Source organism: Pseudonocardia sp. ICBG162 (assembly GCF_020496225.1).
Classification (GTDB): Bacteria; Actinomycetota; Actinomycetes; order Mycobacteriales; family Pseudonocardiaceae; genus Pseudonocardia; species Pseudonocardia alni.
In genome coordinates, this window is the sequence record NZ_JAHLJD010000019.1 from 347,074 (window position 1) to 360,015 (window position 12,942).

Annotated in this window: 13 protein-coding genes; 8 read left to right on the plus strand and 5 right to left on the minus strand. The window is 75.1% G+C overall.

Features of this window, described 5'->3' with window-relative positions; translation table 11 throughout:
• Positions 1–27 precede the first annotated feature (27 nt).
• The 4 genes from KPL60_RS20120 to KPL60_RS20130 all read left to right on the plus strand — a co-directional run bounded on the left by KPL60_RS20120 (position 28) and on the right by KPL60_RS20130 (position 3,695).
• Positions 28–642: a TetR/AcrR family transcriptional regulator gene (locus KPL60_RS20120; RefSeq protein ID WP_062400803.1), complete on the plus strand. Its 615-nt coding sequence runs from the start codon at positions 28–30 to the stop codon at positions 640–642.
• A gap of 268 nt (positions 643–910) precedes the next feature.
• Entirely contained in the window at positions 911–2,029 is a 1,119-nt protein-coding gene (gene sfnG, locus KPL60_RS20125) for a dimethylsulfone monooxygenase SfnG (RefSeq protein WP_226356663.1), read from the plus strand.
• Positions 2,030–2,190: 161 nt separating this feature from the next.
• The gene (locus KPL60_RS35160; RefSeq protein ID WP_350590274.1) at positions 2,191–2,262 is read left to right on the plus strand and encodes a putative leader peptide; all 72 of its coding nucleotides are present in this window, start codon (positions 2,191–2,193) and stop codon (positions 2,260–2,262) included.
• Between the two features lie 194 nt (positions 2,263–2,456).
• Positions 2,457–3,695 (plus strand): acyl-CoA dehydrogenase family protein, encoded by a 1,239-nt coding sequence (locus KPL60_RS20130; protein WP_226366813.1) that lies wholly within the window; start codon positions 2,457–2,459, stop codon positions 3,693–3,695.
• A 70-nt stretch (positions 3,696–3,765) separates the two neighbouring features.
• On the opposite strand, the gene KPL60_RS20135 is transcribed toward KPL60_RS20130, so the two are convergent.
• Entirely contained in the window at positions 3,766–4,593 is an 828-nt protein-coding gene (locus KPL60_RS20135) for an SDR family oxidoreductase (RefSeq protein WP_226366814.1), read from the minus strand.
• 119 nt (positions 4,594–4,712) lie between these two features.
• The gene (locus tag KPL60_RS20140) at positions 4,713–6,026 is read right to left on the minus strand and encodes a TMEM165/GDT1 family protein (protein WP_226355560.1); all 1,314 of its coding nucleotides are present in this window, start codon (positions 6,024–6,026) and stop codon (positions 4,713–4,715) included.
• Between the two features lie 316 nt (positions 6,027–6,342).
• Here KPL60_RS20140 and KPL60_RS20145 point away from each other — a divergent pair, with 316 nt between their 5' ends.
• The 3 genes from KPL60_RS20145 to KPL60_RS20155 all read left to right on the plus strand — a co-directional run bounded on the left by KPL60_RS20145 (position 6,343) and on the right by KPL60_RS20155 (position 9,908).
• A complete protein-coding gene (locus tag KPL60_RS20145; RefSeq protein WP_226366815.1) occupies positions 6,343–7,512 on the plus strand; it encodes a thiolase family protein in 1,170 nt (389 codons plus the stop codon).
• 17 nt (positions 7,513–7,529) lie between these two features.
• Positions 7,530–8,276, plus strand: coding sequence for an E3 ubiquitin ligase family protein (locus KPL60_RS20150; RefSeq protein ID WP_226366816.1), 747 nt, complete (start codon positions 7,530–7,532; stop codon positions 8,274–8,276).
• Between the two features lie 111 nt (positions 8,277–8,387).
• Positions 8,388–9,908: a S1C family serine protease gene (locus tag KPL60_RS20155; protein WP_226366817.1), complete on the plus strand. Its 1,521-nt coding sequence runs from the start codon at positions 8,388–8,390 to the stop codon at positions 9,906–9,908.
• Positions 9,909–10,040: 132 nt separating this feature from the next.
• Here KPL60_RS20155 and KPL60_RS20160 read toward each other — a convergent pair whose 3' ends face one another.
• Genes KPL60_RS20160 through KPL60_RS20170 form a run of 3 tightly spaced genes read right to left on the minus strand, consistent with a single transcriptional unit; the run spans position 10,041 to position 11,945 of the window.
• Positions 10,041–10,697 (minus strand): DedA family protein, encoded by a 657-nt coding sequence (locus KPL60_RS20160; protein ID WP_226355556.1) that lies wholly within the window; start codon positions 10,695–10,697, stop codon positions 10,041–10,043.
• Complete coding sequence (locus tag KPL60_RS20165; protein WP_226366818.1) at positions 10,694–11,494, minus strand: MBL fold metallo-hydrolase; 801 nt, start codon at positions 11,492–11,494, stop codon at positions 10,694–10,696. The genes KPL60_RS20160 and KPL60_RS20165 overlap by 4 nt, the downstream gene beginning before the upstream one ends.
• A gap of 16 nt (positions 11,495–11,510) precedes the next feature.
• A complete protein-coding gene (locus KPL60_RS20170) occupies positions 11,511–11,945 on the minus strand; it encodes a pyridoxamine 5'-phosphate oxidase family protein (RefSeq protein WP_226355554.1) in 435 nt (144 codons plus the stop codon).
• 211 nt (positions 11,946–12,156) lie between these two features.
• Between KPL60_RS20170 and KPL60_RS20175 the strand changes: the two genes are divergently transcribed.
• Positions 12,157–12,849: a hypothetical protein gene (locus KPL60_RS20175; protein ID WP_226366819.1), complete on the plus strand. Its 693-nt coding sequence runs from the start codon at positions 12,157–12,159 to the stop codon at positions 12,847–12,849.
• Positions 12,850–12,942: the final 93 nt, after the last annotated feature.

A 12,942-nucleotide genomic window follows, 5' to 3' on the forward strand; every position in this document is an offset into this window, starting at 1 on the left:
GTACCGCGCGGATGCGATGCTGGAAAGATGCCGACGCGAACCAGCTCCGGAACCGCGGGACCCCCGCGGCGGCGCGACCCGGAACGCGGGGAGCGGATCCTCGAGGCGGCGGCCCGGCTCGCGGCCGGTCGCGGCTTCCACACCGTCGGGATGGCCGAGATCGGCGCCGAGGCCGGCATCGTCGGGTCCGGGATCTACCGGCACTTCGCCTCCAAGGAGGCGGTCCTGCTCGCCCTGCTCGACCGAGGCATGGCCCGTCTGGAGGCCTCCGCGGCGGCGGCGCTGGCCGCGGGCACGCCCGAGCGCGAGACGCTGACCGTGCTGGTGGCCGACCACATCCGGCTGGTGACCGAGAACCGCACCGAGTTCGCCGTCTACTACGGCGAGGTCCACACCCTGCCCGCCGAGGCCCGCCGCGACCTGCGGCGCCGTCAGCGCCACCACGTCGAGGACTGGGTGCACGTGCTCGCCCCGCTGCGCCCGGACCTGTCCGACGGCGAGCTGCGCGTGCTGGTGCACGCCTGCGTCGGCGCGATCCAGTCGACGCTGTTCTTCCGCAGCGGCCTGGACCAGCACCGGCTCGTGGGGCTGCTCGGCGGGCTGGCGCACGGCCTGCTCGGGGTCGACCCGGTCCACCGGTGAGGACCCGTGGTGATCTCCCCGGCATCCGGTTGACAACAACCGGCTCCGCGGGTTCGGTGGGAGCGTGACCGGCTTCCTGCTGACCCGACGCCGTCACGTCGACAACCTCGTCGTCGTGAGCCAGGCCTGTCGCTGATCGCGTCACCGCAGGTCCGTTTCCTCCCTCTTTCCTCTCTTTCCGGCGCCGTCGCGCGCCCGTCTGCCGTGCCCGGCACACCCCGAGGAGTCTCCCGTGTCCGATGCTCTCGCCACCACGCCCAACACCCGGATCCAGGAGCCGCTGAAGTTCGCGTACTGGGTCCCGAACGTCTCCGGCGGGCTGGTCACCAGCACCATCGAACAGCGCACCGACTGGGGCTTCGAGTACAACCGGAAGCTGGCGCAGACCGCCGAGAACAACGGCTTCGAGTACGCGCTGTCCCAGATCCGCTACATGGCCAGCTACGGCGCCGACCACCAGCACGAGGCCACCGCGTTCTCCCTCGCGCTGGGCCTGGCCACCGAGCGGCTCAAGGTGATCGCCGCCGTCCACCCCGGCCTGTGGGAGCCCTCGGTGCTGGCCAAGTGGGTCGCCACCGCCGACCACCTGACGAACGGCCGGCTCGCGGTCAACGTCGTCTCCGGCTGGCTGAAGGCCGAGTTCACCGCGATGGGCCAGCCGTGGCTCGAGCACGACGAGCGCTACCGCCGCAGCAACGAGTTCATCCGGGTGCTGCGCGAGATCTGGACCTCCGACGGCGGCGCCGAGTTCGCCGGCGACTTCTACCGGATCCGCGACTTCGACCTCAAGCCCCGCCCGGTCGACGTCCCCGGCCGTCCGCACCCGGAGATCTTCCAGGGCGGCAACTCCACCGCGGCCCGCTACAACGGCGGCACCGTGTCGGACTGGTACTTCTCCAACGGCAAGGACTACGACGGCTTCTCCGAGCAGGTCGAGGAGGTCCTCGGCCACGCGAAGACCGCCGAGCGACTGCAGCCCGTCCGGTTCGGCCTCAACGGCTTCATGATCGCCCGGGACGGCGAGAAGGAGGCCCGGGACACCCTGCGCGAGATCATCGAGAAGGCCAACCGGCCCGCCGTCGAGGGCTTCCGCGACGCCGTCCAGCAGGCCGGCAACTCCACCGGCGACAAGCGCGGCATGTGGGCGGACTCGTCGTTCGAGGACCTCGTCCAGTACAACGACGGCTTCAAGACCCAGCTCATCGGCACCCCGGAGCAGATCGCCGACCGCGCGATCGAGTACAAGCGGCGCGGCGCGAACCTGCTTCTGCTCGGCTTCCTGCACTTCCAGGAGGAGGTCGAGTACTTCGGCGCGAAGGTGCTGCCGGTCATCCGGGAGAAGGAGGCCGAGCTGGCCGCCCGCGAGCCGCAGCTCACCACCGTCTGACCGACACCGCCCGACCGACACCGTCCGCACGGGCCCGGCGACCGTCGTCGCCGGGCCCGTTCGCGTTCCCGGGGCCCGTCCTGACCGGACATCCCGCGCCGCGTCCCATTTCCGGGAACGTCTCGTTGACTTCCACCGTGATCTCCCCGAACACTGGGACCGTGCTGTTCACCGAGCTCACCCGTCGACGCCACGTCGACCTCTCGCGTGTGACCTCGTCGCTCTGTCGCTGACCGGCATCCCCGCGGAGCAGGCTCTCTGACCTGCGCCGCGGCCGGCGACCCCGGTCGCCGGTGACCGCCCCGACAGTTCCCTCCCGTCCGGGCCCACCGTTCCTCCGCCGATTCGGTGCGCATTCCCGCGCGTATCCGCCGAATCGTGCGCCGCCGTGCCCGGACGCCTTTCTCCGACGACGAGGAGACACACCGTGACCACGACCGAGAACCGTTCCGAGCCCACCACCGTCGAGTCGCTCGACTGGTCCGCCACGCCCACCGACGCCGCGGGCTGGCTGGCCCGGGCCCGCGACGTCCGCCGCGTCCTGGAGCGTGACGCCGCGGCCCGCGACCGGGCGGGCGCCACCCCGCACGACGAGGTCGCCCTGCTCAAGGACTCCGGCCTGGTCACCCTGCTCGGCCCGGTCGAGCACGGGGGCGGCGGACAGGAGTGGCCGCTGGCCTACCGGGTGATCCGCGAGGTCGCCGCGGGCGACGGCTCCATCGGCCAGCTGCTCGGCTACCACCTGCTCTGGTTCTGGGCCGCCCGGCTCGTCGGGACGCCCGAGCAGATCGCGGCGGTCGAGGCCGACGCCACCCGCAACCGCTGGTTCTTCGGGGGCGCGGTCAACCCGCGCGACGCCGAGCTGACCATCCGCGACGAGGGCGACGAGCTCGTGTACTCCGGCCGCAAGTCCTTCTCCACCGGCAGCAGGGTCTCCGACGTCACCGTGCTGGAGGGGGTGATCGAGCGGACCGACACCCACGTCTTCGCGATCGTGCCGAGCCACCAGGAGGGCATCGTCTTCGGCGACGACTGGGACAACATCGGCCAGCGCCTCACCGAGTCCGGCAGCGTCACGATCACCGACGTCCGGGTGCCGTGGGCGGCGGCCGCCGGGTTCACCGACCGGGTGTTCACACCGCGGGTCTACAACACGCTCAACGTGCCGATCATCCAGCTCGTCTTCGTGGCGTTCTACCTCGGCATCGCCCGCGGGGCGCTCGAGACCGCAGCGCGCTTCACCCGCGAGCGGACCCGGCCCTGGCTCCACGGCGGCCACGAGCGCGCCGTCGACGAGCCCTACCAGCTCGACCTCCACGGCGACCTGCACGCGAAGCTGTGGGCGGTCGAGGCGCTGGCCGACGCCGTCGCGCAGGAGCAGCAGGTGATCCACCGCGACGCCGACGGCGTCACCGCCGAGCAGCGCGGTGAGCACGAGGTGCGGGTCGCCGCGGTGAAGGCGCGGGCCACCGACGTCGCGCTGGAGATCACCTCGGGGATCTTCGAGGGCCTCGGGGCCCGCGCGACGACGACGGAGCTGGGCTTCGACCGGTTCTGGCGCAACGTCCGCACGCACACCCTGCACGACCCGGTCGCCTACAAGCGGCGCGAGGTCGGGGCGTGGGTGCTGCGCGACGAGCTGCCCGAGCCGACCTGGTACTCCTGACCCCGCCCGCGGTGCCCGCCCCCGTCCGGTCGGGGCGGGGCGGGCACCGCGCCGGGACCGCGGCGGCGCCTCAGGTCAGGGCGGCGCGCAGCGACCCGGCGTGCTCGGCCGCCCAGGCCTCCACGGTGGTCCCCGGCCGCCCGGTGACCTGCTCGACCACACCGTTCGGGGCCGCCGCGCCGGCCCGCAGGAACTCCCCGAGGACGGTGTGGACGACGACGCCCGCCCGGTCGGCGTCCATCGACCCGGCCAGCACGGCGGCCGCCTCGTCCGGGGTGACCTGCTCGAACCCGATCGGCACCCCGGTCGCCGCCGCGATCGCCGCGACCCACCGGCGGCGGGTGACCGCCTCCGGGCCGGTGAGGGTGAGCGCGCGCCCGTGGTACTCCTCGCCCGCGGTGAGGGCGACGGCGGCGACCTCGGCGATGTCGGTCATCGCGGTCGGGGTGCTCGCCAGGTCCGGCCACGGCTCCCGGACCACCCCGTGCGCCGCGATCTGCGGCAGCCACATCCGGCAGTTCTCCACGAAGTCCGCGGGCCACAGGTGGGTCCACGGGACCGGCGCGGCCTCGACCGCGGTGACGACCGTCCCCCACCAGCTCTCCGGCTCACCGGACAGGTCGACCACGTGCCCGACCCCGGCGGCCGCCGCCCGGTCGAGGACCTCGGCCACGGTGGGCACGTGCGGTGCGAGGTAGACCGCGCGGACGCCGTCGAACACCCGGTCCAGCGACGCCGGCCGGTGCAGCGAGCCGCGCACGACCTCGACGTCGCCGGGCAGCGCGGCCCGGACCGGGTCGACGGTGAGCGCGCGGACCGGCTCGTCGGTGCGCGCCCGCAGGTGGTCGACGACCATCCGGCCGATGTTGCCGGTCGCGCCCGTGACCAGGACCGTCATGACCCCACCGTACGACGGCGCGGGCCCCCCGACACGACACCGCCCGCCCCGGTCGCGCCGGGGCGGGCGGTGTCGTCGCGCGGCGCTGCCGCGGCGCCGCCGGAGCGGTGCCGGGACGCTCAGCCGACGGTCGTGCGGTCGCCCTCACCCGCGGGGGTGCGGTCGGTGCGGACCCGCGGGAGGAACCGGCCGGTCCGGGCGCGGTACTCGTCGTACTCGGCGCCCAGCGCGCTGCCCAGGCCGGGCTCGTAGACCGCACGGGCCTGGATCTGCACCGCCACCAGGATCAGCACCCCGGCGAGCACGCCGAGCAGGGTCGGGGCCATGAACAGCATCCCGGCGCACCCGACGATCAGGCCGGTCAGCGCGGGGTTGCGGACGCGGCGGTAGATCCCGCCGGTGGCGAGCACCGGGCGTCGTGCGGCGTCCGGGTCACCGGCCGCGGCCGCCCCGGCCTCGGTGGCCGAGCGGCGCCACACCGTGCCGAGCTGCAGCATCGCGACCGCGACGACGGCGAAGCCGAGCAGCAGCAGCCCCGCCCCGACGACGGCGACCGCCGGCCGGGCCAGCACCGAGATCGGCTGCAGCACGTCGAGGGCGACCAGCAGCGGCGCACCGAACCCGAGCACCGCGGCCAGCACGAACAGCGTGCGGGCCCACCAGGCCGGGCTGCCCGGGGTCCGGGCGACGTCGAGCCTGCGCTCCCCGCGGGCGCGGTGCGCCCGACCGCGGAACCACAGCCCGGCGCCGACGGCGAGCGCCCCCAGCACCAGCGCGGCCCAGCCGAGCCCGTGGTGCCCGGCGACGTCGAACACGCGGCCCCAGGCGTCCTCGCCCCACACCTGCGGGACGGCCTCGTAGAGCAGCCAGGCGCCGAAGACGAAGAACATCACCGCGGCGCCGATCGAGATGGCCCGCTCCGGGAGCCGCTTGCCGAGCTGACGCCCGACGACGATGGCCAGCCCGTCCGCGGCGACCATGCCGACCGTGGATCCGGCCCAGATGCCGATCGACCCGGCGAGGGTGTCGTGCTGGGCGGCCAGGGTGATCGTCGCGAGCATCGTCTTGTCACCGAGCTCGGCGAGGAAGAACGCGACCGACGCGGCGACGACGGCGGACCCGCCGGCCCGCTTGGCCTTGGCCTCCTCGTCCTCGGAGAGGCTGTCGCCGCGCAGTGTCCAGGCGCCGAACGCCAGGAAGGCGACCGCGGCGACGAGCGCGATCCAGCCGGTCGGGATCGACGCGCCCAGGCCGTAGCCGACGGCGACCGACACGAGGTGGGTCACCGAGGTGGCGATCGTGATCCCGATCAGGACCGGGATCGCGTTGAAGCGCGTCGCGAACGTGAGGGCCATGAGCTGCGACTTGTCGCCCAGCTCGGCCACGAAGATGACGCCGAAGCTGATCGCGAACGCGATCAGGAAACCGTTCATGTCCATCCCTCGATCTCGACCGGACCGAGGTGGGGGTGCCCTCGACCCGGAGTATCCGGATCGAAGGTCTCGCTCGCCTGGTGGTGGTCAGGCCGCTGCACCCGGGTCGGCCGTCGGAGTACGAGGCGGACCAGTATGTCGAGCGCAGCGTTGGGAGCTACTCCCCTTCGCGTACGCCGGAGACGGTACCTCATCGATCCAGAGCGTCTCGACACCTGGTGCGCATCCGGCGCTGTGATCGCCCTCTCAGCGCCGACCCCCTCCGATGGCTTAGCGTCGCGAACGAGTCGTGTCACCGGTGACCAGGAGGACCCCCATGCCCGAGGCCGTCGTCTGTGCCGCCGTCCGCACACCGATCGGGAAGCGGAAGGGGTCGCTGGCCGAGGTCCACCCGGTCGACCTGTCCGCCGCCGTCCTGAGCGCCCTGGCCGAGCGGACCGGGATCGACCCCGCCGTCGTCGACGACGTCGTGTGGGGCTGTGTGAACCAGGTCGGCGACCAGGCCGCGCAGATCGGCCGCTACGCGCTGCTCGCCGCGGGCTGGCCGGAGACGGTGCCCGGGGTGACGGTGAACCGCGCGTGCGGGTCGAGCCAGTCCTCGTTCGACTTCGCGGCCGGGATGGTGCTGGCCGGGCAGTACGACGTCGTCGTCGCCGGTGGGGTGGAGTCGATGACCCGGGTGCCGCTGGGCGCGGGCCGCGACCTGGGACGTCCCTACGGGCCGCTGGTGCGCGAGCGCTACCGCGCCGACCTGGAGTCCGGGGAGTTCCCGAACGGGGACTTCAACCAGGGCGTCGGCGCCGAGCGGATCGCCCGGGGCTGGGGACTGTCGCGGACCCGGCTCGACGAGTACGCGGCACGCAGCCACGAGCTCGCCGCCGCCGCGATCGACGCCGGCGTGTTCGACGACCAGCTCGTCGACGTCCCCGGCGCGCCCGGGTTCACCGCCGACGAGGGCCTGCGCCGTGGCACCACCGCCGACACCCTGGCCGCGCTGAAGCCGTCGTTCTCCGCGGACGGGGTGATCCACGCCGGGAACAGCTCGCAGATCTCCGACGGCGCGTCGGCGGTCCTCGTGACCACCCCGGAGCGGGCCCGCGAGCTCGGCCTGACCCCGATCGTGCGCTACCACTCCGGGGCCGTGTCCGGTGCGGACCCGCTGCGGATGCTGACCGGGCCCATCCCGGCGACGCAGAAGGTGCTGAAGCGTTCCGGGCTGTCGATCGGTGACATCGGCGCGTTCGAGGTCAACGAGGCGTTCGCGCCGGTCCCGCTGGCCTGGCAGGCCGAGCTGGGCGCCGACGACGCCGTGCTCAACCCGCTCGGCGGGGCGATCGCCGTCGGGCACCCGCTGGGGGCCTCGGGCACCGTGCTGCTCACCCGCCTGGTGCACCACATGCGCGACCGCGGGATCCGCTACGGGCTGCAGACCATGTGCGAGGGCGGCGGCACCGCCAACGCCACGATCGTGGAGCTGGTCGCCTGACCTGCTAGGTTCCGCCCGTGCTGTGGGTGGGGATCATCGCGCTGCTGGCCGGGGCCGCCTGCATCTGGGTCGCGGTCCGCACCCAGCGCCGGGTGCACGCGATGATGGCGGCCGAGACGCTGTCGGTGCCCGAGCTGCTCGACCTCGCGGGCGTCGCGGCGGAGCTCGCCGGGCGGCCGGGCACGTTCCGGAAGGTCTGCGAGGTCGTCGGGCAGACCGCGCCCGCCCCGGTCGGGGTGCTGCGCTCCGACCTCGCGGGCGTCGACTGCGTGTGGCACATGCAGCGGGTCGAGCGCCGGTTCGAGCGCCGTGAGCGCGACGACGAGGGCCGCACCCGGACGCAGACCCACACCGAGACCGTGTCCGAGCGGACGTCCCCGCACGGCTGGGCGCTGCTGCGCGACGGGCACACCATCGGCGTCGACCCGGGCGGGCGGCACCCGGACCCGGTGGAACGGGTGCTGGACCGGTTCGACCCGGCCGACGACCGGGGCCGTGGCGGGGACCGGACCGTCGGCTACCGCAACCAGGAGTGGGTGCTGCGCCCCGGCGTCGCGATGTACGTCCTCGGCGAGGTCGACGATCGCGACGGGCCACTGGTGATCCGGCCCCCGCAGGACGCCGGCGGGACCTTCGTGCTGTCCACCCGCACCGAGGCCGAGCTGACCGAGTCCGACCGGCGCGCGCAGCGGCTGTGGGCCCGCGGCGGGGCCGCCCTCGCGGTGCTGGGACTGGTGCTCACGGTGGTCGGCGCGATCTCCTGACCTGCCCGGACCGCCGGTGAGGACCCGCGTGCCGGGCACTCTCACCCGATGCCCGAGCGATTCCCAGCGCGGTCACAGGGTCGTCTCAGAGTCACGGCGCACAGTTGCCCCATGACCGAGAACGGGCCGGGAACGGGCGAGTCGTCCGACGGACGGACCTCCACCGGAGGCGGCGCCACCGACCCCGTCCGGCCCGCACGGCGTCACGAGGGGGCGGTCCCCGCCCACCCGGCCGGCGACGACGGCACCCACGCACAGGAGGCGACCACCGTGACCGACACCGACCACCGGCAGCAGGGCGGCAGCCAGGGGGGCGACCCGGGCGGCAGCCACGGGGCCCAGACTCCCCCGCCGTGGGCGACGACGAGCAACCCCACGATCCCGGCCTACGGCGCGGGGAGCCCGCCCACCTCGGTGTACCCGCCGTTCCCGCAGCAGGGTCCGGCTCCGAGGCCGCCGCGCCGGTTCGGTGCGGGCCTGGCCGCCGTCACGCTGACGGCCGCCCTGGTCGGCGGTGCGGCCGGCGTCGGCGGCGCCTACCTGGTGCTCGACGGCTCCTCCACCCCGGCCACGCTGACCAGCGCCGCCGCCCCCGGCACCCCGGCCACCCCCGCCGACGGCTCGATCGCCGGTGCCGCGGCCGCGATCACCCCGAGCACGGTGGACATCCAGGTCCGCACCGCGCAGAGCGTCGCCGAGGGGTCCGGGGTCATCCTGACCTCCGACGGCCAGATCCTCACCAACAACCACGTGGTCGCGAACGCCACCGACGGCGGCCGGATCACCGTGTCCACCGCCGACGGGAAGCAGTACACCGCGACCGTCGTCGGCACCTCCCCCAGCTACGACCTCGCCGTCATCAAGCTGCAGGGCGCCAAGGACCTCAAGCCCGCCACCCTCGGGGAGTCCTCGAGCGTGCAGGTCGGCGAGCAGGTCGTCGCGAACGGCTCGCCGCAGGGCCTGTCCGGCACCGTCACCGCGGGCATCGTCTCGGCGCTGAACCGGACCGTCACCGCGGGCGGCGACGGCCAGGCCCCGGTCGTCTACAACGGCCTGCAGACCGACGCCCCCATCAACCAGGGCAACTCCGGCGGCCCGCTGGTCAACCTGGCCGGGCAGGTCGTCGGCATCAACTCCGCGATCGCCACCGCCGGGCAGAGCTCCGGCTCGATCGGGCTGGGCTTCGCGATCCCGGTCGACACCGCCAAGCGGGTCGCCCAGGAGCTGATGGACTCCGGCGTCGCGACCAAGCCGCAGCTCGGCGTGCAGGGCTCGGTGTCGGCCTCCGGCAGCGCCCCGAGCGAGACCGCGGGCGCGCAGATCACGACGGTGGAGCCGAACTCGCCGGCGGCCGCCGCGGGCATCAAGGCGGGCGACGTCGTCACCAAGGTCAACGAGTACCCGGTGTCGAGCTTCGCGGACCTGATCGCCCGGGTCGGCAACTTCACCCCCGGCCAGCAGGTCACGCTGACCGTCGGCAGTGGGTCCGGTGCCCGTGAGGTGCCGGTGACGCTCGGCAGCGTGCGCGACACCGCCGCCGCGACCGCCCAGAACGGGGCGCGCACCGTGCCCGAGGGCGGCTCCACCGGCGAGCTGCCGTTCGGCATCAACCCCTTCGGCGGCGGCAACTGACCTGATCCCCCCGGGGCGACGCCACGCCCCGGGCACCCGCTCCGGCCGGGCGCGACATCCCCCTCCCGTCGCGCCCGGCCGGTTCCGTGTGCGCGGGTGGACGAGCGTGCCGGCCGGCGGGGCCGCCGGGGATCAGCCGGTGGGGTGGCGGGCCCGCAGCCGGGTCCGCACCCGCCCGGCCAGCGCGGTGACCGCCGCGACGACAGCCACCAGCCCGACCGCGAGCAGCGCGGCCACCAGCGGGGAATCGGTGAGGTTGCCGGTCAGCACCCCGAGCACGCCGTAGAGCAACGTCCACAGCACCGCCCCGGCCGCGACCGCGGGCACCAGCTTCGCCCAGGTCATCCCGGAGACCGCAGCCGCGATCAGGGTCGGCACCCGCCCCGCGGGGGCGACCCGTCCGACCAGCACGACCAGCCAGCCGCGCTCGGCGAACGCGCCGCGCATCCGTTCGATCCGGGCCGCGGTGCGCTCACCGCCGAGCCGCCCGCCCGCGACCGCGGCGCGGACCGGGTCACCGGCCAGGCGGGCGACGGCGAAGGTGATGACGTCACCGAGCAGGGCCGCGGCGAAGGACAGCAGCAGCACCACCGGCAGCGACAGCGCGGAGCTGGTCATCGCCGTCGCGGCGGCGGCGCCGACGATCGCACCGGTCGGCACGACCGGCACCACCGACCCGAGCAGCACTCCCCCGGCGACGACGAGGTAGGCGATCCGCCCGGCGTCCGGGCTGAGCTCGGCGTCGAGCCACTCCTGCGCGGACGCGGCCAGCAGGTGCGGCGCGCTCACGCCGGCGTTCCGACGGCGGCGCCGGGCGGGAGCACGAGGGCGCGGGTGGGCAGCCCGGCCGCGGCGACGGCGTCGGCGAAGTCGTGGGGCGGGCGCACGAGCAGCTCCCGCATCCGGGACCCGGTCCGCCCCGGGACCGAGCACAGCCCGGCGACGGCGAGGGTCCCCCAGTGCACCGGCAGCGCGACGGCCGGTGCGAGCCGCCGGACGGCCTCGGCGGCACCGGCCGGGTCGAGGTGGCCGGGTCCGAGGTTCGGGCCCCAGCCCCACACCGGCAGCGCGGCGAGGTCGATCGGGCCCTGGGCGGCGACGTCGTCGAGCCCGGGGAACAGGCCGGTGTCCCCGGCGACGTAGACGCGCAGCCCGTCGCCCTCCAGCAGGTGCCCCATCGCGTCGGCCTGCGGGCCGTGGGTGAACCGGGGCCCCCACCGGTGCCCGGAGTGGTCGGCCGGTGTGCCGGTGACCCGCAGCCCGTCGAAGACCCGCGTCTGCCCGACGGCGAGCTCGGAGACCCGGGCGACGCCGCGGCGGCGGAGCCAGTCGCCGGCGCCCGCGGGCACCACGACCTCCACCGCGCGCGGCAGCCGGCGCAGCGAGGCGAGGTGCAGGTGGTCGGCGTGCAGGTGGGAGATCAGGACCAGGTCGGCCCCGGCGGGCCACTCCGGGTCGACGGCCGGCGCGGTGCGGCGCAGTGGCCCGACCGACCGACCGCACACCGGGTCGGTCAGGACGGTGCGCCCGCCGATCCGCAGCCGCAGGGTGCTGTGGCCGAGGAAGGTCGTCTCCGGCAGGTCCACACCGGCGAGTATCCCCTCAGGCGTTGCCGAGGACCCGGTCGACCGCGATCTGCAGCACCACCCGTGCCGGGTTCTCCCGGGGCTGCTTGTACTCGGCGGCGTAGCGGCGCTCGGCGTCGGCGACGACGTCTGGCTCGTCCCGCACGACGGCGCGGCCCTCCAGCGTGGACCAGGTGCGCCCGTCGACGACGGTGACGCTGACCCGGGCCCCGTCCGGCCCGGCCGCGGCGACGTTGCGCGCCTTCTGCGACCCGCCGCTGCAGATCACCCGGGCCGTTCGCTCGGCCACGTCGACGGTCACCCCCACCGGCACCGCGTGCGGGGTGCCGTCGCGGCGCGGGGTCACCAGGACGCACGGGCGGCGCTGGGACCAGAGCTCGACGAACGCGTCGGAGACGGCGTCGTCGAGGGACCGGCGGCGGCGCCGGGGCGGTTCGGGGGTGGTCGTCACGGTCGCCATCCTGGACGTCGTGCCGGGCCCCGCGCGCCCCGGCACGCCGAGGCCCCGGTCACTCCGGGCGACGCCACCCGCCCCGGTGATCCCCGTACGGGCGACTTCCCTGGCCCTCTCGACCGGGTGTCGCTTCACTCTCCGCCATCGGACAGGGCGTCACGTTCGCCCCACCGGTCACCAGGATCACGTTCGTCACAGGGAGTGGATCATGACCGCACGTTCGCTCGTCCGCCGCACCGGCGCCGTCGCCGCGTCGCTCACCCTCGCCGCGCTCGCCGGGGTCCCGCTGGCCGGGGCGGCGTCGGCCGCGGAACCGGCCGTCACCCCGGTGGCGAGCGCCGTCACGGCCCCGACCGTCGCCACCGCGGGCCCGGTCGTCACGGCCCCGGCCCAGGAGGACACCGAGGAGCCGCCCGCCGAGGAGCCCGCGGACGACGCGACGCCGGCCGACGAGGACCCCGACGCCACCGCCCCGGACGCGACCGATCCCGAGGAGACCGCGCCCGAGGAGACCGCCGCGGCCCCGGAGGCGACCACCCCCGCGGCCGGGTCCCCCGCCGCCGGGCGCGGCAGCAACCTGGACTGCGTCGACCTCTCCCGTGCCCAGGCCCAGGCCGTGCTCGCCGCCGACCCGTCGGACCCGAACAACCTGGACCGCGACAACGACGGCCGGGCCTGCGAGGGCTCGGACCTCGTCGCGGCCGCCGGTACCGGGCAGGTGCGCGCGGTCCCGGGCGGTGGGGTCGAGGCCGGTGACGGCTCCGGCGGCGCCGGGGTCGACCCGACGGTGTTCCTGCTGGCCGGGACGGGCGCGGTCCTCGCCGCCGGGGCGGGCGTCGTCGTGTGGAACGGGCGTCGCACCGGCCGCGCCGCACTCCCCCTGACCACCCGCCACTCGTGACCCCCACCCCCACCCCCGCCCTCGCACCCGCACACCCGTCGGGACACCGGACGCGCACCGGTCCGGAGAACGCGCTCCCGATCGGGGACGCGT